Here is a 19410-nt window from a genome sequence, read left to right on the forward strand (position 1 = left end):
GCCGGGCACCGCCGTCGTTATTGGCCGCGGATGATCTTCCGCAGCCGGTCCACCCGGGCGGAGATCTCCCGCTCGGCGCCGTTGGTGGTCGGTTCGTAGTAGTTCCGGCCCACCAGGTCGTCGGGTGCGTACTGCTGGGTGGCGATCCCGTGCGGGGCATCGTGCGAGTACACGTAGCCCTTCCCGTGGCCCATCCCCTTGGCGCCGGCGTAGTGGGAGTCGCGCAGGTGCACGGGAACTCCCTGGCCGCGGCCGGCGCGCACGTCCGCCACTGCCGCGTTGATCGCCAGGTAGCAGGCCGGCGACTTCGGTGCGGTGGCGATGTGGACCACGGCCTGGGCCAACACCAGCCGGGCCTCGGGCATGCCGATCAGCTGCACGGCCTGGGCGGCGGCGACGGCCGTCTGCAGCGCGGTGGGGTCGGCCATGCCGACGTCTTCGGACGCATGGATGACGATCCGGCGGGCCACGAACCGCGGGTCCTCCCCCGCCTCCAGCATCCGGGCCATGTAGTGCAGCGCCGCGTCCACGTCGGAGCCGCGCATCGACTTGATGAAGGCGCTGGTGATGTCGTAGTGCTGGTCGCCGGCCCGGTCGTAGCGCAGCGCGGCACGGTCCATGGCACGCTCGGCATGGGCGAGCTCGACGAGGACCGGGGCGCCGTCCTCGCCGGTTCCGCCGGACTCGCCCCAGGCCACTCCGGCGGCGGCTTCCAGCGCGGTCAGGCCGCGGCGCGCGTCACCGGCGGCCAGCCGCACGAGGTGTTCCAGTGCCTCGTCGCTCAGGGCAACCCGCCCGGCCAGCCCGCGCTCGTCCCCGACGGCGCGCACCAGCAGGGCCTCGATGTCGGCGGCGGTCAGCGGCTGCAGCGTCAGCAGCAGCGAGCGGGACAGCAGCGGCGAGACCACGGAGAACGACGGGTTCTCGGTGGTCGCGGCGACCAGCACCACCCAGCGGTTCTCGACGCCGGGCAGCAGCGCGTCCTGCTGCGCCTTGTTGAAGCGGTGGATCTCGTCCAGAAACAGCACGGTGGTAATCCGGTGCAGGTCGCGGGCGGTCAGGGCCTCGTCCATCACCCGGCGCACGTCCTTGACGCCGGCGGTGATGGCGGAAAGCTCCACGAACTTGCGGCCGGGACCGCGGGCGATCACGTGCGCCAGGGTGGTCTTGCCGGTGCCCGGCGGGCCCCACAGGATCACCGAGGACGGTCCCGCCGGTCCGGTGGCCGCACCGCCGGCGGCCAGCAGCCGCAGCGGCGATCCCGACTGGAGCAGGTGCTGCTGGCCGACCACGTCGTCCAGCGTGCGCGGCCGCATCCGGACCGCCAGCGGGCTGCGCGGACGCCCGGATCCGGCGTCGGCCTCGCCGTTGGAATCCGGTCCCCGGCCGTCGCCGTCGTAGTCTTCATCGTCGCCCGCGGCGGCACTGAACAAGTCACTCACACGTCAAGGCTATCGTTGCACCCTGACGCCCGGGGACCGGCCGCGCCATTCCTAAAAGTCGATGCGCATCACGGCGCGGCGGGGCGTCGGGCGGGTGACCTCGCGGAAACCCGCCGCGCTGAAGATGCTGTGGCTGCCCACGTACAGTTCGCCCCACGTCAGCCGCTGCCCGGGCTTGGGAATGAGCGGGTAGCCCTCGATGGCGCGGGCGCCGTTCTCCTTCGCCCAAGCGGCGGCCGCGGAAGCCAGGGCCCGGCTGATGCCGCGGCGCCGGAAGCCGGTCCTGGTGGTGAAGCACACCGCCGCCCACACCGTCCCGTCGTCGGGGTCTTCGTCACGTCCGGCCCACACCACCCTGCTGGTGCGCAGGCGCCGGTAGGCCGTCCGGGGTTCCACGGCGCACCAGCCGGCCGGTTCGCCGTCCAGGTAGGCCACCAAGCCGCTGGTGGAACCGGCCTCTGGATCACCGCATCGGGTTTCGGCCCGGAGCCGGAAAGCCCGTTCCTCGACCAGCTCCTCCCGCCACCGGGCCGCCGGGGTCTGGAACCACTGGCATTGGCAACGCGCCGCTTCGCCGCGGGTGCCGAAGACTGCCTGCAGGTCCTCCCAGGAGGCTTGGTTTGCCGGGACGACGGCGACGCCGGCGCCGGTAGCTGTCTGCATGCTCCCAGCAGACAGCACGGCGGGCACGCACCGCAAGGGGTGCGCGCCCGCCGTCGTACGTCAGGGACGGATCAGTGCCCGGCTACTCCGCCTTGGCCCCGGCCTCCTTGGCCGCGTCCTTGGGCTGCGGCTTGGCGTCGACGCCGGCTTCCTTGCGCTGCTGCGGCGTGATCGGTGCCGGCGCCGCGGTCAGCGGGTCGTAGCCGCCGCCGGTCTTCGGGAAGGCGATGACCTCGCGGATGGACTCCTCGCCGGCCATCAGGGCGACCACGCGGTCCCAGCCGAAGGCGATGCCGCCGTGCGGCGGGGCGCCGTACTTGAAGCCCTCCAGCAGGAAGCCGAACTTGGTCTGCGCGGACTCCTTGTCCAGCCCCATCACCTTGAACACGCGTTCCTGCATGTCACGCTGGTGGATACGGATGGAGCCTCCCCCGATTTCGTTGCCGTTGCAAACGATGTCGTAGGCGTAGGACAGCGCCGACTCCGGGTCGGTGTCGAACGTGTCCATGAACTCCGGCTTAGGCGAGGTGAAGGCGTGGTGCACGGCCGTCCACTTGCCGCCGCCCACGGCCACGTCGCCGGAGGCGACGGCCGCCTCGGCAGGCTCGAACATGGGCGCGTCGACTACCCAGACAAACGCCCAGTCGCCCTCGTTGATCAGGCCGGTGCGGTGGCCGATCTCCACGCGCGCCGCACCCAGCAGCGCACGGGAGGCGGCACGGTCGCCGGCCGCGAAGAAAATGCAGTCGCCGGGGTTGGCGCCTACGGTGCCCGCGAGGTTCTCGCGCTCGAAGTCGGTGAGGTTCTTGGCCACCGGGCCGGTCAGCTCCCCGTCCTCCTGGACCAGCACGTAGGCGAGGCCCTTGGCGCCGCGCTGCTTGGCCCACTCCTGCCAGGCGTCCAGGGTGCGGCGGGCCTGCGAGGCCCCGCCGGGCATCACCACCGCACCCACGTAGGGCGCTTGGAAGACTCGGAACGTGGTGTCCTTGAAGAATTCGGTCAGCTCGGTCAGTTCCTGGCCAAACCGCAGGTCCGGCTTGTCCGAACCGTACTTGTCCATCGCCTCGGCGTAGGTCATCCGCGGGATCGGGGTGCTGATTTCGACGCCGATCAGCCGCCACAGGGCCTGCACGATCCGCTCGCCCAGGGCGATGATGTCGTCCTGGTCCACGAAGCTGGCCTCGATGTCCAGCTGGGTGAACTCCGGCTGGCGGTCGGCGCGGAAGTCCTCGTCGCGGTAGCAGCGGGCAATCTGGTAGTACTTCTCGAAGCCGCCCACCTGCAGCAACTGCTTGAACAGCTGCGGGGACTGCGGCAGCGCGTACCAGGCCCCCGGGGCCAGGCGCGCCGGGACCAGGAAGTCGCGGGCGCCTTCGGGCGTCGAGCGGGTCAGCGTCGGGGTCTCGATCTCCACGAATCCGTCGCCGTGCAGGAGCTCGCGCGCCACCCGGTTGGCTTCCGAGCGAAGCCGCAGCGCCTTCGAGGGGCCCGGCCGGCGCAGGTCCAGGTAGCGGTGCTTGAGGCGGGCCTCCTCGCCCACCTCCACATGCTCGTCCACCTGGAACGGCAGCGGGTCGGCGGTGTTGAGGACGACGACGTCCTCGGCCATGACCTCCACCTCACCGGTGGCGAGGGCCGGGTTCTCATTGCCCTCCGGGCGCCTCTCCACGGTGCCCTTGATCTGCAGCACGTATTCATTGCGGAGCGAATGGAACACGTCCTCCTCGCGGACTACTACCTGCGCCACACCGGAGGCGTCGCGCAGGTCCAGGAACGCCACACCACCGTGGTCGCGGCGGCGGGCCACCCAGCCGGCGAGGGTAACGGTTTGTCCGATGTGCTCGGCCCTGAGGGTGCCGAGGTCGTGTGTGCGCAGCACAACAGTCCTTCCGGTAGAACGATTCGCTCATCTGTTCGCCGCCCGCTGTTTACCTGGTGCGGCGGCGGGTACGGCTATGGTGAGTGGAGATGTAGACGAGTTTACCGTTGATCAAGCTGCGCCCCGGACCTCGGCTGCCGCCGCGCGAGGGGAAATGGCCCGGACCGGCCGGCCGGCGCGGGGCGCAGCGGGCAAGGAGCTGGAGCAACTGTGAGTAGTGAATCGTCGCTGGAACGCCGCCTCGGCGGGGTCGACGCGACCACCGTGGGCGTCGGATCCATGATCGGTGCCGGCGTCTTCGTGGTGTTTGGTCCCGCGGCCGCCGCGGCCGGTTCGTGGCTGCCGCTGGCGCTGGGCATCGCGGCGTTCGTGGCCTATTGCAACGCGGCGGCGACTGCGCAACTGGCCGCCCTCTACCCCACCAGCGGCGGCACGTACATTTACGGACGGAAGCGGCTGGGCGAATGGCCCGGCTTCCTGGCCGGCTGGAGCTTCGTGACCGGCAAGATTGCCTCCTGCGCGGCCATGGCCCTGACCTTCGGCCTCTACGTTTTCCCGGAGTATGCCACGGCCGCTGCCGTGGCCGCCGTCGTCGTGCTGACGTCGATCAACCTGCTGGGCATCACCCGGACCGCTTGGGTGACCCGGTGGATCGTGTCGTTCGTGGCCGCCGTGCTGGTGTTCGCGGTCGTTGTGGCCTTCGACGCCGATCCGGTCGGGGTCCCGGGCGGGCAGATCGCCACGTCCCCATATGGTGTGCTGCAGGCCGCGGGGCTGTTCTTCTTCGCCTTCGCCGGCTACGCCAGGATCGCCACCATGGGCGAAGAGATCCGGGAACCGAAGAAGCTGATTCCGCTCGCTATCTTCTCCGCGCTGCTGATCACCTTCGTGCTCTACGTGCTGATCGGCCTGGGACTGCTGCGCTACCTGGGACCCGAGCTGCTGGCGGAGAGCGACGCCCCGCTGCGCGCCGTCATGGAGGAGGTCGGCGGCGGCGTGGGCACCACGGCCATGGGCATCGCAGTCGCCCTCGCCAGCCTGGGCGCCCTGCTGGCGCTGATCGCCGGTGTCGGCCGGACCACGTTCGCCATGGCCCGGGAAGGCGACCTGCCGCGCGTCTTCGCCACGGTGGGCACCCGGTTCAAGGTTCCGTGGGCGGCGGACCTGGTGGTGGCCGCCGTCGTCATTTTCCTGCTGCTCACCCAGGATGTGCTCGCCGTGGTGGGGCTCTCGAGCTTCGGCGTGCTGATTTACTACAGCGTCACGAATGCGGCCGCCCTCACCCTCGACGAGCGGCCCTGGCACGCGCCGAAACTGCTGAATGTCGCAGGGCTCCTCGGCTGCCTGCTGCTGGCCTTCACCCTGCCGGTCACGTCCGTGGTGATGATGCTGGCCGTGCTCGGCGCGGGCGTGGTCGGCCGCGCGGCGCTGGCGCCGGTCCGCCGCCGTCCGGGCGGCTGAGCGGGGTTGCCGCCAACCGCGGCCGCTGAGTGGGGTTGCCGCCAACCGCGGCCGCTGAGCAGGGCCGCCCGACCGCGGCCGCCCTTAGTTGGCGGCCGCGGTGATCTGCGGGGCCAGATCCTCCGCCGGAGGGGTCCAGACCGCCGGATCCGCGGCGGCCTGGTCGCCGGAGCGGATGTCCTTGACCTCGTGGCTGAGGCTGCCGTCGTCGGCCACCGAGGTGAACCAGACGTAGGGGATGCCGCGGCGGTCCGCGTACTTGATCTGCTTGCCGAACTTGTCTGCCTTCGCGGCCACCTCCACGCTGATGCCGCGTGAACGCAGCACCCCCGCCACGTCCTGGGCCTGCGACCAGCTGTCCTCGTTGGCCAGTGCGACCAGCACGGTGGTCGGCACCTGCCGGGACGCCACGGCGAACTCCTGTCCCAGGATCCGCATGACCAGCCGGGTCACGCCGATGGAGAGGCCGACGCCGGGGAAGGTCCGGTTGCCCTTGGCCGCCAGCGCGTCGTAACGGCCTCCGGAGCAGATGGATCCCAGCTGCTCGTGGCCCACGAGGACGGTTTCGTAGACCGTGCCGGTGTAATAGTCCAGGCCGCGGGCGATGCTCAGGTCGGCCAGCACCTTGCCCGGGGCGCGCCGGTGCGCCTCGCCGATGACTTCCTCCAACTCGGCCAGGCCGGTCTCCAGCAGCTCGTGCCGGACTCCGAGCGCCCGCACCTGGTCTACGAAGGAGGTGTCCTCGGTGCGGATGGATGCCAGCTTCAGCGCGGCCTGCGCCTGTGCGTCGGTGGCGCCCAGTTCTTCCTGCAGCAGCGCGGCAACCTTCTCGGGACCGATCTTCTCCAGCTTGTCGATGCTGCGCAGTACCCCGGCGGTGTCGGTCAGCCCGATCCCGCGGTAGAAGCCTTCGGCCAGCTTCCGGTTGTTCACGCGCAGCTTGAACTCGGGGATGGGCAGCGCGCTGAGGGCCTCGACGATGACCAGCGCCAGCTCCACGTCGTAGCGGAAGGGCAGCTCGCCGTCGCCCACCACGTCGATGTCTGCCTGGGTGAACTCGCGGGCCCGGCCCTCCTGCGGACGCTCGCCCCGCCAGACCTTCTGGATCTGGTACCGGCGGAACGGGAAGGCCAGGTGGCCGGCGTTCTCCACGACGTAGCGGGCGAACGGGACCGTAAGGTCGAAGTGCAGGGCCAGCTTGTCCTCGGACTTGCCCTCGGATTCGTCGGCCTGCAGGCGGTGCAGGCCGTAAACCTCTTTGTCGATCTCGCCCTTGCGCAGCAGCTGGGCCACGGTTTCGACGGCGCGGGTCTCGATGGAGGAGAAACCGTGCAGCTCAAACGTCCGGCGCAGGGAATCCAGAACATGCAGCTCCACAAGCCTCTCCTGCGGAAGCCATTCCGGGAAGCCTGACAGGGAGGCCTTGCGTGCCATACGGACGTATCTCCTAGTAGATGAGGGGTAAGGATGAGGCGGGTGCATTGAAGCCGGCGGCAGTGCTGCGGCACTGGATCGCTAGACTGGCTGCTGGACCAGTTTAAGGCCTGCCACGGCAGCGGAACCAAACGAGCTGCCGGGCGCCGCCCCGGCGCCGGGCGGAGCCGTTCAGCGCAACGACCAGGAGGAGCTTTGGCCCGGAGCCGTCACGACCGCGAAACCCGGCGCCGCATTGCCCGGATGGAGGCCAAACGCGACCTGCGCCGGCAGCAGGCGGCGCGGCGCAAGCGCGACAACATCATCGGCGGCGCAGCCTTGGCGGCACTGGTAGCCGGCGGCGTGATCGTGCAGATGACCGTGTTCGCCTCGAACCCCACTCCGTCCGAGGTGGAACAGGTCCGCCGAGGCCTCGAAGACCCGCAAGGCGTCGCCTCGCCGCCGCCCTCCGCGAACGCGGCCGGCATCCCGTCGCCGGAGATCGCCGAGGGAAAGGTCTTCAACGGCACCATCGCCACGAACGAGGGCGACATCGGTGTGGAACTGGACGGCAACGTGGCGCCGCAGGCGGCAGCGGTTTTCAGCACCTTGGCCCGGGACGGTTTCTTCGAGGGCAAGAACTGCCACCGGCTCACCACCGCCGCCAGCATGGGCGTGCTGCAGTGCGGTTCCGTGGACGGGGCCGGCGGCGGCGATCCCGCATACCAGTGGGGCCCGGTGGAGAACACCCCCGAAGACGGCGTGTATCCGGCCGGCACAATCGCCGTCGCCCGCGGTGCCGATACCTACAGCAACGGGACGCAGTTCTTCATTGCGTGGAAAGATTCCACCATCCCGCAAGATACCGGCGGCTACACGATTATGGGTAAGGTAACCGAAGGGCTGGACGTCATCGAGCAGATCGCGGCCGGAGGCGTCGAGGATGCCGACAGCCAGGACGGCCCGCCTAAGATACCGGTAACAATAGAGTCGTTCACCCTCCAGTGAGCACCCCACCACGATGGTGCCGCTGAATACGCGGCCCCAGGCACAAGCGAAAGAGTTCTAGCGGTGACACCCAGTCAGCAATCCGACGAAGCAGCCCAGACCGCCGAGACCGAACAAGCCGCAAACGGTTTGGCAGCGGAACAGGTTCCGACCAACCAAACGGCAAACGGCTCGGCAGCCGGCCAGTCGCCTGCCGCAGAGGCGGCACCCGCTGAGCCGGCAACCGAGCAGGCCCCGGCCGCGCCCTCCCCCAGTGCCCCGAAGCCGGCAGGCAAACCGGCCCCGAAGCCCGCCCCGGGCCGCAAGCCCACGCCGGCGGCCATGCCGGGAAAGATTGCTGCCGCCGCCCCCGCACAGCACGTCATCCCTGTTCCGGCGGTCGCCTCCACACCGCTGTCCGAGGCGTCCAAGTGGGCCCGCGTCACCGACGACGGCCACGTCTTCCTGCTGGTCGACGGGCAGGAACATCCGGTCGGACAGTACCCGGACGCCAGCAAGGACGAGGCGCTGGCCTACTTCGTGCGCAAGTATGACGACGTGGCGGCCCAGGCTGCCCTGCTGGAACAGCGGGTCGAAGCCAAGGCTCCCTCCAACGACATGCACAAGACCCTTGAGCATCTGAAGGCCCAGGTGGCCGAGCGGCACATGGTGGGCGACGTGCCCGCGCTCGAGTCCCGGCTGGCGAAACTTGGCTCAGCCATCAGCGAACTGCAGAAGGCCGAGAAGGCAAACCAGGAAGCCCAGCGAGCCGCAGAACTGGCGGCCCGCGAAGCCATCGTCGCCGAAGCCGAGGAGATCGCCGGCAAGGACCCGTCGTCGGTGCAGTGGAAAACCAGCAGCGCCCGCATGAACGAACTCTTCGACGCGTGGAAGGCCGCCCAGAAGAACGGCATCCGGCTGGGCCGCAGCACCGAGGACGCACTGTGGAAACGCTTCCGCTCGGCACGGACGGTCTTTGATCGGCACCGCCGCGCGTTCTTCAGCCAACTGGACAGCGACAACGCCGCGGCAAAGGCCGCCAAGGAAGCCCTGATCGCCCGGGCCGAAGAGCTTTCCACCTCCACGGACTGGGGCCACACCGCGGCCGAGTACCGGAAGCTGATGGACGATTGGAAGGCATCCAAGCGCGCCAGCCGCAAGGACGACGACGCGCTCTGGGCCAGGTTCCGGGCGGCGCAGGACAGGTTCTTCGCGGCACGCCAGGCCGCCAACGAGGCAATCGACCAGGAGTTCGCCGCCAACCTGGTGGTCAAGGAAGCGCTGGTCGCCGAGGCGCAGGCGCTGCTGCCAGTGACCGACCTGTCCGCAGCCAAGAAGGCCCTGCAGTCCATCCGTGATCGTTGGGAGGAAGCCGGCAAGGTTCCGCGCGGCGACATGCAGCGGATCGATGCCGGCCTGCGCAAGGTCGAGGATGCGGTCAAGGCCGCGGAGGACGATCACTGGCGCCGGACGAATCCGGAGACCAAGGCCCGCACCAACAGTGCCCTGTCCCAGCTCGAGTCGGCCATCGCCGGGCTCGAGGATGACCTGGCTCAGGCCGAAAAGGCCGGCGACCAGCGGCGGATCGCCAAGGCCCGGGAGGCCTTGGAGGCGCGCCGCCAGTGGCTCGACACGCTGCAGCGCTCAGCGGAGGACTTCTCCTAGAGGACTAAGCCCTACACAACCCGAGGGCCCCCGAACGGCTTTCCACAAGGCGTTCGGGGGCCCTTCGGCTGTCCCGGCCCGTTTGGCATGCTGTCTGCATGGCCCGTCTACATCCCGCCGCCATGGCGGCTGAACGTACCGCCCAGGCCGCGCCGGCGGTACTGCGGCCGGGGCATCCGTTCAGCCGCAGCGAACTTGAGTGCATGCGCCTGGAGGGCCTCTTAGTCAACGTCTACGGTCCGGGGTTTGCCTTGCCATGGGAGCCGATCACGCCCCGACACCGTGCGGCAGCGGCGTACTTCAGCCTGCCCGGGCATGTCCGCCGGAAAGTGGTGCTGGGGAGGATGACGGCGGCATGGGTCTACGGCTGCGCGCCGGCCCCGCAGAAACTCTCGGTGCTGCTGGACCACCGGCACAGGACCACGTCGCAGGGCCGGTACCGCCTTGCCCTGATCCACGAAGTGACACTTGGCCCCCTCGATACCGTGACCATCGGCGGGGTCCCGGTGAGCACGCCGCTGAGGACCGCGCTGGACGTGGCCCTGCACGTTCCGGACCAAGAGGCCATCCCCGTGTTGCGGGCGCTGGCCGGGGCCAGCGGGCTCGGCTGCCCGCTGGACGCCGTCCGGCAGGCGGTCGAGGCGAGGCCGAGGCTGCCGGGCAAGGCCCGGGCCCTGCAGCGCCTGGACTCGGCGACGGGTACGGCCTGACGGCGGAAACGTTCCTGCGCGGCGGCCGCGGAGTGGCGTTTCCCCGCGGGCGGGCGGATCAGGGGCGCTGGGACCCCGAGGTGCGGTACACGTCGTAGACGCCGTCGATGCGCCGGACCGCGCTGAGCACATGGCTGAGGTACTTCGGGTCGCCCATCTCGAAGGAGAACCGCGAGATCGCGAGCCGGTCGCTCGAGGTATGCACCGTGGCGGAGAGGATATTGACATGGTTCTCGGCGAGCACCCGGGTGACGTCGGAGAGCAGGCTCTTGCGGTCCAGCGCCTCGACCTGGATCTCCACCAGGAACACGCTGGACTGGGTGGGCGCCCACGCGACATCGACGATCCGGTCGGGGCTTTCGCGCAGTTCCGCCACGTTGCGGCAGTCGGACCGGTGCACCGAGACGCCCGAGCCCCGGGTAACGAATCCGATGATGGGATCCGGCGGGACCGGGGTACAGCACCGGGCCAGCTTGACCCAGACGTCGCCGACCCCCACGACGGTGACGCCGGAGTCCGGATGCTTCGGCCGCCTGACTGTCGTCGGGAGCGACGGCTCGGCCTCCTCGACCGCCTCGCGTCCGCCGAGCAGGCCGACCAAATGCTCGATCACGTTCTGGGCGGACGTATGGCCGTCGCCCACGGCAGCGTACAGCGCCGACACGTCGGCATGGTGAAGTTCCTGTGCCACCGACATCAACGCGTCGTGCGTCATCATCTTCTGCAGCGGCAGGTTCTGCTTCCGCATGGCGCGGGTGAGCTGGTCCTTGCCCTTTTCGATCGCCTCTTCGCGGCGCTCCTTGGTGAACCATTGGCGGATCTTGTTCCGTGCCCGCGGGCTCTTGACGAAGCCCTGCCAGTCCTGGCTGGGACCGGCGCCCTCCGCCTTGGAGGTGAAGATCTCCACCCAGTCGCCGTGGCTGAGTTCGCTGTTCAGCGGGACCAGCTTGCCGTTGACCCGCGCACCGATGGTGCGGTGGCCGACCTCGGTGTGCACGGCATAGGCGAAGTCCACCGGCGTTGATCCTGCCGGCAGCGCCATGACTTCGCCCTTGGGCGTGAAGACGAAGACTTCCTTGGCGTTGATTTCGAACCGGAGGGAGTCCAGGAACTCGGCGGGGTCACTGGTCTCCTGCTGCCAGTCGACCAGGCTGCGCAGCCAGCCCATGTCGCCGCCGTCGGCCGTCCCGCCGCGGGCGATGTCCTTGTACTTCCAGTGGGCCGCGACGCCGTACTCGGCGCGGCGGTGCATCTCGTGGGTGCGGATCTGGATTTCCACCGGCTTGCCGCCCGGGCCGATCACCGTGGTGTGCAGCGACTGGTACATGTTGAACTTGGGCATGGCGATGTAGTCTTTGAACCGGCCGGGCAGCGGGTTCCAGCGCGCATGCAGGGCACCGAGTGCCGCGTAGCAGTCGCGGACCGTGTCTACCAGTACCCGGATGCCCATCAGGTCGTGAATGTCGTCGAAGTCCTTACCCCGCACGATCATCTTCTGGTAGATGGAGTAGTAGTGCTTGGGCCGGCCGGTGATCGTGGCCTTGATCTTCACCGCGCGCAGGTCGTCGCCGATCTTGGTGCGCAGCGTCGTCAGGTACTTCTCCCGTTCGGGGGTGCGCTCCCCCACCATCCGCACGATCTCTTCGTAGACCTTCGGGTGCAGGGCCGCGAAGGAAAGATCTTCCAGCTCCCACTTGATGGTGTTCATGCCCAGCCGGTGCGCCAGCGGGGCGAAGATCTCCAGGGTTTCGCGCGCCTTCTTCGCCGACGACTCCGGCGAGACAAAGCGCCAGGTCCGGGCGTTGTGCAACCGGTCGGCCAGCTTGATCACCAGGACGCGGATGTCCTTGGCCATCGCCACGACCATCTTGCGCACGGTCTCGGACTGGGCCGCGTCGCCGAACTGCACCTTGTCCAGCTTGGTGACGCCGTCCACCAGCATCGCAATCTCCGGACCGAACTCCGCCTTCAGGTCGGCGAGCGTGTACTCGGTGTCTTCGACGGTGTCGTGCAGCAGCGCGGCGGCCAGCGTCGTGCCCGTCATGCCCAGTTCCGCGAGGATCGTGGCCACAGCCACCGGGTGGGTGATGTACGGGTCGCCGCTCTTGCGTTTCTGCCCGCGGTGGCTGCGCTCGGCCACCACGAAGGCGCGGTGGATCAGGTCGAAGTCCTCGCGCGGGTTGTTGGCCCGGACGGTGCGCAGCAGCGGCTCCAGGATGGGCGAGTAGCTGGTCCCGCCCCGGCCGGCCAGCCGGGCAAGCCGGGACATCGTCCGTTCCCGGCGCCCCGGGAAGGCATGGCGGACCGGTGCGTTGCCCGGGACTTCGGCGGCCGCGGGCACAACAGAAGGACCAGGATCCGGTGTCACACCGGCGTCACTGGCCTGGTCTGTCGACCTGAGGTGTTCGGCCAATCCTTCCCGCCTTCCCGATGAGTCCTGGAACCGACGCTACAGCCCGCAAGGCAGCGGCGCACAGCCCAGCACTGTTCCGCAAACCATTCTATGCTCGTCCGGCGGCCCGGGCGTTCCGGTGCGGCGTCACCCGACGGGGGCGGCCTCGGCGCGGCGCCGTTCTTCCACCTTCTTGGCCTGCTTGAGCAGCGCCGGTTCCTTGGCCCGGAGCCGCGCATACATCGGCGCCGCAATGAAGATTGTGGTGGCGGTGCCGATGACGATGCCGATGAACAGTGCCAGGGACACGTCCTTCAACGTGCCGGCGCCGAGCAGGAACGCGCCGATGAACAAGATGGCGGCGACCGGCAGGACGGCGACCACGGAGGTGTTGATGGACCGGACCAGGGTCTGGTTCACGGCGAGATTGACCTCCTCCGCGAAGGTCCTCCTGGTGGACTTGTCCAGGTCTTCCGTGTTCTCGCGGATCTTGTCGAAGACCACCACGGTGTCGTACAGCGAGTACCCCAAAATGGTCAGGAAGCCGATGATCGCCGAGGGCGTCACCTCGAAGTCGCTCAGCGAATAGATGCCGGCGGTCACGATGAGCACCACCACCAGGCCGCTGAGCGCGGCGACGGACATCTTCCAGGTCCGGAAGTACAGCGCCATCATGATCGCCGCCAGGACAACGAACACCACCAGGCCCCAGATCGCCTGCCGGGTCACGTCGGCACCCCAGGTGGGACCGACGTACGAGGACGTCACCTCGTCTGACTCGACGTCGTAGGCTTCGACGAGGGCGTCGCGCAGTTCCAGGGTCTGGTCGTCGTCCAGGCGCTCGGTCTGGATCCGCATGGTCCCCGGGGCGATGTTCGTCACCCGGGGATCGGCATCCGCCGCGACTTGGGCCACGGCCGCCTCGCCGGGACCGACGTCGGTGTTTTCCACGTTGGACACGGTGAACTCGGAGCCGCCGCGGAAGTCGATGCCCAGGTTGAACCCGCCCTTGACGAACGGCACCACGATGGACAGGAGGATCGCGGCGGCGGCAATGCCGAACCAGAGCCTGTACTTGGAGACAAAGTCGTAGGAGCGCTTGCCGGTGTAGAGATCGTTGCCCCACTTAGCAAAGTTGGCCATTTAGTTGCTCTCCTTGTCGGACCCGCGGCCCGCGCCGCTGGTGGCGCGCTGCTTCTCGGCCGCCCGGCGTTCGGCGATGGTCTGGCGGCGGTCGGCTTCGGCAGCCGCCGCGGCGTTCTTGGCCCGCACCGGCACCTTGCGTTCGCCGGGCTGGCGGATCCGGCCCGCCCCGCGGTACAGCGGCACCGCGTCCAGCAGGCGCGGATCCAGGCCGGAGAAGCGGTGGCCCTCGCCGAAGAACTTGGTGCGTGCCAGCAGCTGCATGGTTGGGTGCGTGAACATGAAGACCACCAGGAGGTCGGCCACCGCGGTCAGGCCCAGCGTGAAGGCAAAACCGCGCACGTTGCCCACCGCCACGAAGTAGAGCACGACGGCGGCCAGCAGGTTGACCGCCTTGGAAGCCAGCACGGTTTGCCGTGCACGCTTCCAGCCGTTGTCCACGGCCGAGACCAGGCCCCGGCCCTCGCGCAGTTCGTCGCGGATGCGTTCGAAGTAGACGATGAAGGAGTCGGCGGTCTGGCCGATCGCCACGATCAGGCCGGCGACCCCGGCCAACGACAGCCGGTAGTTTTCGGTCCAGCCCAGGATCGCGATCGCCAGATAGGTCAAAATGCCGGCCACCACCAGCGACGCGATGGTCACCAGGCCGAGCATGCGGTACTGGAAGATCGAGTAGGCGGCGACCAGCGCCAGGCCGATGAGTCCGGCGATCAGGCCCATCCGCAACTGGTCGGCGCCCAGGGTGGCGGAAATCTGCTGCTCGCTCTGGATCTCGAAGCTGATAGGCAGCGCGCCGTACTTCAGCTGCTCGGAGAGCACACGGGCCGATTCTTCCGTGAAGTTGCCGGTGATCTGCGGCTTGCCGTCGGGGATGACCGCGTTGGTCGTGGGAGCGGAAATCACCTCGCCGTCCAGCACGATGGCGAACTGGTTCTGGGCGCCGGAGAGTCCGAACAGCCGTTCGGTCACTTCCTTGAAGGTTGCGGTTCCCTCGCTGTTGAACTCGATGTTCACCGCCCACTGGTTCAGCGTCTGTCCCTGGGTGCCGCGCACCTGGCCAAAGCTGGAGTCGGCGATGTCGGTGCCGGGCACCTCCACCGGGCCCAGGATGTACTTCATGCCGGTATCCGGTTCGCAGGCGACCGTCGGCTTGGCCGGGTCGGCCGGCTCGGTCTCCTCTGCGGCCGCGGCCGGGTCAAGGCACTCCAGCGCCTCGAACTCCTGGTAGAGCTCCGGGGTGATCCAGTTCAGGTCGCTGGCGTTCTTCGGTTCGGCCGCCGGTTTCGGAAGGTCCGCTTCGGGCGTCCGCTCCTCCTCCGGAACGGCGGAACCCGGTGCAACGGTGAGCACCGGGCGGAATTCCATGGCGGCTGACGCCTGGATCAGTTCGCGGGTCCGCTGGTCCGGGACACCGGGCAGGCTGACCACCACGTTGCGGCCGGACTGCGTGGTGATCTCGGCCTCCGCCACGCCGGAGCCGTCGACGCGCTGGCGGATGATCTCCACGGCCTGGTTGAGCTGCTCGGCGGTGATCTCGCCTCCGCCGCCCTGGACCTGCGGAGCCAGGATCATCTGGGTGCCGCCCTCAAGGTCGAGCGCCAACTTGGGCGCCCAGCTTGCCTGGCCGGTGAATACACCGCTGCCCAGGATGACGGTGCCGGCGGCCAGGAGCACACCGAGCCAGATAAGTGTCCGCCGCGCAATGCTGGTGGAACCGGATCGTGCCATGGAAGATCTTTCTCTCATCGGCTCAGTCGGCCGGAGGAACCGGCCGGTACATGGCGAAGTGGCGGGGCATGCCCCGCCACTGCACGCCTATACGGCTAAGCCGTCGCTGGCCTACTTGGTGTCTTTGTTCTGCTCTTCGTTGAGCCGCTTAAGGGTGTCCTCGGCGGATTCCTCCGGGCGGGTAGCGCTTTCCGCGGTGAGGGACGAGGCGTCGTCGGGAACCTCGGGGGCCTCCGGCGTCACGACTTCGTTCACCGCCTGGGTGTGCACGGTGGCGGTGTTGCCCGGCGACAGTTCAAGGACCACCTTGTTGTTGTCGGGGTCGAGGGAAACGACGGTGCCGAAGAGGCCGAACTGAGTCATCACTTCGGTGCCCGGCACCATCTGCTCCTTGATGCGCTCGGCCTTTTCGCGCATCTGCGCCTGGACCTTCTTCTGCTTGCGGAACATGAAGAAGATCATCAGCGCGAAAACGGCGAACAGGGCGATGGTCATCACGTCGATGCCGCCCGACTGCTGCTGGGGAGTGGTGCCGGTGAAGAGATTTACGAACACAGGGAAGTTCCGTCCTAGAAGTCTGGAGCGGACCGGTAGGAAAATCCGGACCGTGTACGCAGCCTGCCGCGTCCCGTGAGGGACGGCGCACTCCGCACGTTCCTACCATTCTACGCGGTGACCGCCCTGACACGGTCAAGCTTCAGTTTTCGGCGAAATCCGTGTCCGGCTCCAGCAGTTCCGAGAGCAGGTCTTCGGTCTGTCCCGCGGCCAGGTGATCCGGCACCGCCAGCCCCAGGTGTTGCCAGGCCGCGGCGGTGGCGATCCGTCCGCGCGGCGTCCGGCCGAGCAGCCCTTCGCGGACCAAGTAGGGCTCGGCCACCGTCTCCACCGTCTCGGTTTCCTCGCCGACGGCTATGGCCAGGGTGGATAAACCGACGGGCCCTCCGCCGAACTTGGTGATCAGGGCGGTCAGCACCGCCCGGTCCAGCCGGTCCAGTCCCCGTTCGTCGACTTCGTACATATCGAGCGCCGCGGCTGCCGCACGCGCATCGATCTCCTCGATCTTGTGCACAAGGGCCCAGTCCCGCACCCGGCGCAGCAGACGGTTGGCGATGCGGGGCGTGCCGCGGGAGCGCCCGGCGATCTCGGCGAAACCGGCCGAACTGACCTTGAGGTCCAGCAGCATGGCCGAGCGGCGGAGCACCAGCTCAAGCTCCGCGACGGCGTAGAACTCCAAGTGCCCGGTGAAGCCGAACCGGTCGCGCAGCGGCCCCGGCAGCAGCCCGGCCCGGGTCGTGGCCCCGACGAGGGTGAACGGCGGCAGGTCGAGCGGGATGGCGGTGGCGCCGGCGCCCTTGCCCACCACGATGTCCACCCGGAAGTCCTCCATCGCCATGTAGAGCATTTCCTCTGCCGGCCGCGACATCCGGTGGATCTCATCCAGGAAGAAGATCTCCCCTTCGGTCAGCGACGACAGGATCGCCGCCAGGTCGCCCGCGTGCTGGATCGCCGGTCCGGAGCTGATCCGCAGCGGCGCGTTCATTTCCGCGGCGATGATCATGGCCAGCGTGGTCTTGCCCAGTCCGGGCGGGCCGGACAGCAGGACATGGTCGGCTGTCCGTTCGCGGATCCGGGACGCCTCCAGCACCAGCGACAGCTGCTGGCGGACCCGGGCCTGGCCCACGAAATCGTCCAGGTTCTTGGGCCGCAGCGCCGATTCGATCGCCCGTTCTTCGGTTTCCGACGTGTTGGCGACCAGCCGGTTGTTCTCGGAATCCTCCGCCACGCTAGTTCACTCCCGCGGTCCGCCGGGACGCGCCGGTCCGGGCGCCGTCCTGGCCGAGCCTGCGGAGGGTCAGCCGCAGCAAGTCGCCCACGTTGCCTGCCGCTGCCGCCTCCCGATTTTCCTCGGCGGTGGTGTCCACCGCCGCGGCGGCGTCCTTCTCGGACCAGCCCAGGCCGGCCAGGGCCTCCTGCACCTGTCCCTTCCAGCCGCCCTTCTGCTGGGGGGCCTGCTCGCCGGTGGGGATCAACTTCCCGGCCAGCTCGAGCACGATCCGGCCGGCGAGCTTCTGCCCGATACCCGGAACCTTGGTGAACGCCTTGCTGTCCCCCTCCGCGGCGGCAACCCTCAGCGCCTCGGGCGAGTGCACCGACAGCGCCGCCAGGCCCAGCCTCGGGCCGACCCCGCTGACCGAGATGAGGGTCTCAAAAACTTCCCGTTGCGCTGCGTCCTCGAAGCCGAACAGCGTCATGGAGTCTTCGCGCACAATCATGGTGGTGGCCAGTTCGGCCTCCCGCCCCACGAACAGCGTACCCAGGGTCTGCGGCGTCGCCTGGACGAGCATGCCGAATCCGTTGACGTCGATCACGGCCGATTGCAATCCCACGTGGGCGACGACGCCGCGCAACGAGCTAATCATGAACTCAACTCCCAATTCCGGCACTGCGGCCCGGAGTCCGCCCCGCGGGCAGCACGGCGGCGGATTGTCCGAACATATCTACGAATAGCTTACGGGGCAGCACGGACATTGCCGGCCACCGCCACACCGTGGCACCGGTTCCGGCGGCCGCCGCCGGCCCCACGTCAGCGGCGGGTGCGCTTGGCCTTCGCTTCGGCCTCCGCCCAGAGCCGCTGCGCCGTCGTCATCCCACCGCCGGCAGCCGGTCTCGCAGCTCCGCCGCGCCAGGCATGGGTGATCGCCAGCGCCAGGGCGTCCGCGGCATCGGCCGGGCGCGGCGGGGTGTCCAGCCGAAGGATCCGGGTCACCATCTTGGTCACGGCGGCTTTGTCCGCCTGCCCGTTGCCGGTGACCGCCGCTTTCACCTCGGTGGGCGTGTGCAGCGCGACGGCGATCCCGCGCCGTGCCGCCGCCGCGATGACCACCCCGGACGCCTGCGCGGTGCCCATCACGGTACTGACATTCGTCTGGCTGAAGACGCGTTCGACGGCGAGCACGTCCGGGGTGTGCGCGTCGAGCCATTCGTCGATCGCGTCGGCAATCTTCAGCAGGCGCAGCTCCAGCGCCATGTCCGGGGTGGTCCCCACCACACCGACGTCCACGAGGGAGGAGCGCCGGTTCGGTTCAACATCGACCACGCCCAGGCCGCAGCGGGTCAGGCCCGGGTCCACTCCCAGCACGCGCATGGCGGGCGCCGACGGCCGGACCGGTGTCAGTCGTTCTCGATTTCGGCGAGGACGTCCGCGCTGATGTCGGCGTTGGAATAGACGTTCTGGACGTCGTCCAGGTCCTCGAGAGCATCCACCAGCTTCATAAACTTCCGGGCCGCGTCCGCGTCGAGCTCCACGGCCATCGAGGACACGAACTCGATCTCGTCGGTTTCGTATTCGATGCCGGCCTCTTCCAGTGCGGCCACGACGGCGCGCAGGTCCGTGGGATCGGCGTGGACCTCGAAGTTGTCGCCCTGCTCCTTGACTTCCTCCGCGCCGGCTTCGAGCACCGCCATCAGAAGGTCGTCTTCCGTGAGTTCGTTCCTGGGCAGGGACACCACGCCCTTGCGGGAGAACATGTAGGACACCGACCCCGGGTCGGCAATGGTGCCGCCGTTGCGGGTGATGGCCAGGCGAACCTCCGAGGCGGCCCGGTTCTTGTTGTCGGTGAGGCACTCGATCAGCACAGCGGAGCCCTGCGGCCCGCGGGCCTCGTAGATGATTTCGCTGTAGTCCACCGTTTCGCCGGTCAGGCCGGCACCGCGCTTGACCGCGCGGTCGATGTTGTCGTTGGGAACCGAGGTCTTCTTGGCCTTTTGGACGGCCAGTTCCAGCGCGGGGTTGCCGGACATGTCCGCTCCCCCGTTGCGCGCCGCTACCTCAATGTTCTTGATCAGCTTCGCGAACGACTTGGCACGCCTGGCGTCGATCACGGCCTTCTTGTGCTTGGTGGTTGCCCACTTGGAGTGTCCGGCCAT

Annotated in this window: 16 protein-coding genes; 4 read left to right on the forward strand and 12 right to left on the reverse strand. The window is 68.7% G+C overall.

Going from position 1 to position 19410, the window contains the following annotated elements; translation table 11 throughout:
* Positions 1–17 precede the first annotated feature (17 nt).
* The 3 genes from AC5RVV_RS02270 to aspS form a co-directional block, all read right to left on the reverse strand.
* Entirely contained in the window at positions 18–1442 is a 1425-nt protein-coding gene (locus tag AC5RVV_RS02270; RefSeq protein WP_493999814.1) for a replication-associated recombination protein A, read from the reverse strand.
* Positions 1443–1493: 51 nt separating this feature from the next.
* Positions 1494–2105 carry a GNAT family N-acetyltransferase gene (locus tag AC5RVV_RS02275; RefSeq protein WP_493999815.1) on the reverse strand — a complete coding sequence of 204 codons (612 nt, stop codon included), beginning with the start codon at positions 2103–2105 and terminating at the stop codon, positions 1494–1496.
* Between the two features lie 82 nt (positions 2106–2187).
* Positions 2188–3984 carry an aspartate--tRNA ligase gene (gene aspS / locus AC5RVV_RS02280; protein ID WP_493999816.1) on the reverse strand — a complete coding sequence of 599 codons (1797 nt, stop codon included), beginning with the start codon at positions 3982–3984 and terminating at the stop codon, positions 2188–2190.
* 210 nt (positions 3985–4194) lie between these two features.
* Between aspS and AC5RVV_RS02285 the strand changes: the two genes are divergently transcribed.
* Positions 4195–5445 (forward strand): APC family permease, encoded by a 1251-nt coding sequence (locus tag AC5RVV_RS02285; RefSeq protein WP_493999817.1) that lies wholly within the window; start codon positions 4195–4197, stop codon positions 5443–5445.
* A gap of 84 nt (positions 5446–5529) precedes the next feature.
* Here AC5RVV_RS02285 and hisS read toward each other — a convergent pair whose 3' ends face one another.
* A complete protein-coding gene (gene hisS, locus AC5RVV_RS02290; protein WP_493999818.1) occupies positions 5530–6879 on the reverse strand; it encodes a histidine--tRNA ligase in 1350 nt (449 codons plus the stop codon).
* 195 nt (positions 6880–7074) lie between these two features.
* Between hisS and AC5RVV_RS02295 the strand changes: the two genes are divergently transcribed.
* The 3 genes from AC5RVV_RS02295 to AC5RVV_RS02305 all read left to right on the forward strand — a co-directional run bounded on the left by AC5RVV_RS02295 (position 7075) and on the right by AC5RVV_RS02305 (position 10220).
* Complete coding sequence (locus AC5RVV_RS02295; RefSeq protein ID WP_493999819.1) at positions 7075–7866, forward strand: peptidylprolyl isomerase; 792 nt, start codon at positions 7075–7077, stop codon at positions 7864–7866.
* Positions 7867–7929: 63 nt separating this feature from the next.
* Positions 7930–9510 carry a DUF349 domain-containing protein gene (locus tag AC5RVV_RS02300; RefSeq protein WP_493999820.1) on the forward strand — a complete coding sequence of 527 codons (1581 nt, stop codon included), beginning with the start codon at positions 7930–7932 and terminating at the stop codon, positions 9508–9510.
* A gap of 98 nt (positions 9511–9608) precedes the next feature.
* Positions 9609–10220 carry a type IV toxin-antitoxin system AbiEi family antitoxin gene (locus AC5RVV_RS02305; protein ID WP_493999821.1) on the forward strand — a complete coding sequence of 204 codons (612 nt, stop codon included), beginning with the start codon at positions 9609–9611 and terminating at the stop codon, positions 10218–10220.
* Positions 10221–10278: 58 nt separating this feature from the next.
* On the opposite strand, the gene AC5RVV_RS02310 is transcribed toward AC5RVV_RS02305, so the two are convergent.
* From AC5RVV_RS02310 to AC5RVV_RS02345, 8 genes are all read right to left on the reverse strand, one after another.
* Positions 10279–12489 (reverse strand): RelA/SpoT family protein, encoded by a 2211-nt coding sequence (locus AC5RVV_RS02310; protein ID WP_493999822.1) that lies wholly within the window; start codon positions 12487–12489, stop codon positions 10279–10281.
* A gap of 270 nt (positions 12490–12759) precedes the next feature.
* Entirely contained in the window at positions 12760–13755 is a 996-nt protein-coding gene (gene secF, locus AC5RVV_RS02315) for a protein translocase subunit SecF (protein ID WP_493999823.1), read from the reverse strand.
* The gene (gene secD / locus AC5RVV_RS02320; protein WP_493999824.1) at positions 13756–15483 is read right to left on the reverse strand and encodes a protein translocase subunit SecD; all 1728 of its coding nucleotides are present in this window, start codon (positions 15481–15483) and stop codon (positions 13756–13758) included.
* Positions 15484–15594: 111 nt separating this feature from the next.
* A complete protein-coding gene (gene yajC, locus AC5RVV_RS02325; RefSeq protein ID WP_493999825.1) occupies positions 15595–16038 on the reverse strand; it encodes a preprotein translocase subunit YajC in 444 nt (147 codons plus the stop codon).
* A gap of 142 nt (positions 16039–16180) precedes the next feature.
* On the reverse strand, positions 16181–17266 hold the full coding sequence (gene ruvB, locus AC5RVV_RS02330; RefSeq protein ID WP_493987107.1) for a Holliday junction branch migration DNA helicase RuvB: 1086 nt from the start codon (positions 17264–17266) through the stop codon (positions 16181–16183).
* 1 nt (position 17267) lies between these two features.
* A complete protein-coding gene (ruvA, locus tag AC5RVV_RS02335; protein WP_493999826.1) occupies positions 17268–17903 on the reverse strand; it encodes a Holliday junction branch migration protein RuvA in 636 nt (211 codons plus the stop codon).
* A gap of 164 nt (positions 17904–18067) precedes the next feature.
* Entirely contained in the window at positions 18068–18628 is a 561-nt protein-coding gene (gene ruvC, locus AC5RVV_RS02340; RefSeq protein ID WP_493999827.1) for a crossover junction endodeoxyribonuclease RuvC, read from the reverse strand.
* Positions 18629–18654: 26 nt separating this feature from the next.
* Complete coding sequence (locus AC5RVV_RS02345) at positions 18655–19410, reverse strand: YebC/PmpR family DNA-binding transcriptional regulator (RefSeq protein WP_493999828.1); 756 nt, start codon at positions 19408–19410, stop codon at positions 18655–18657.

The sequence above is a fragment of the Arthrobacter sp. MDT2-34-1 genome (assembly GCF_059091365.1).

Coding starts and splice junctions, on each gene's coding strand:
- AC5RVV_RS02275 (WP_493999815.1), bottom strand. CDS start 2,105: ATGCAGACAGCTACCGGCGCCGGCGTCGCCGTCGTCCCGGCAAACCAA.
- hisS (WP_493999818.1), bottom strand. CDS start 6,879: ATGGCACGCAAGGCCTCCCTGTCAGGCTTCCCGGAATGGCTTCCGCAG.
- AC5RVV_RS02305 (WP_493999821.1), top strand. CDS start 9,609: ATGGCCCGTCTACATCCCGCCGCCATGGCGGCTGAACGTACCGCCCAG.
- AC5RVV_RS02310 (WP_493999822.1), bottom strand. CDS start 12,489: ATGTCCCGGCTTGCCCGGCTGGCCGGCCGGGGCGGGACCAGCTACTCG.
- secF (WP_493999823.1), bottom strand. CDS start 13,755: ATGGCCAACTTTGCTAAGTGGGGCAACGATCTCTACACCGGCAAGCGC.
- secD (WP_493999824.1), bottom strand. CDS start 15,483: ATGGCACGATCCGGTTCCACCAGCATTGCGCGGCGGACACTTATCTGG.
- ruvA (WP_493999826.1), bottom strand. CDS start 17,903: ATGATTAGCTCGTTGCGCGGCGTCGTCGCCCACGTGGGATTGCAATCG.
- ruvC (WP_493999827.1), bottom strand. CDS start 18,628: ATGCGCGTGCTGGGAGTGGACCCGGGCCTGACCCGCTGCGGCCTGGGC.
- AC5RVV_RS02345 (WP_493999828.1), bottom strand. CDS start 19,410: ATGGCCGGACACTCCAAGTGGGCAACCACCAAGCACAAGAAGGCCGTG.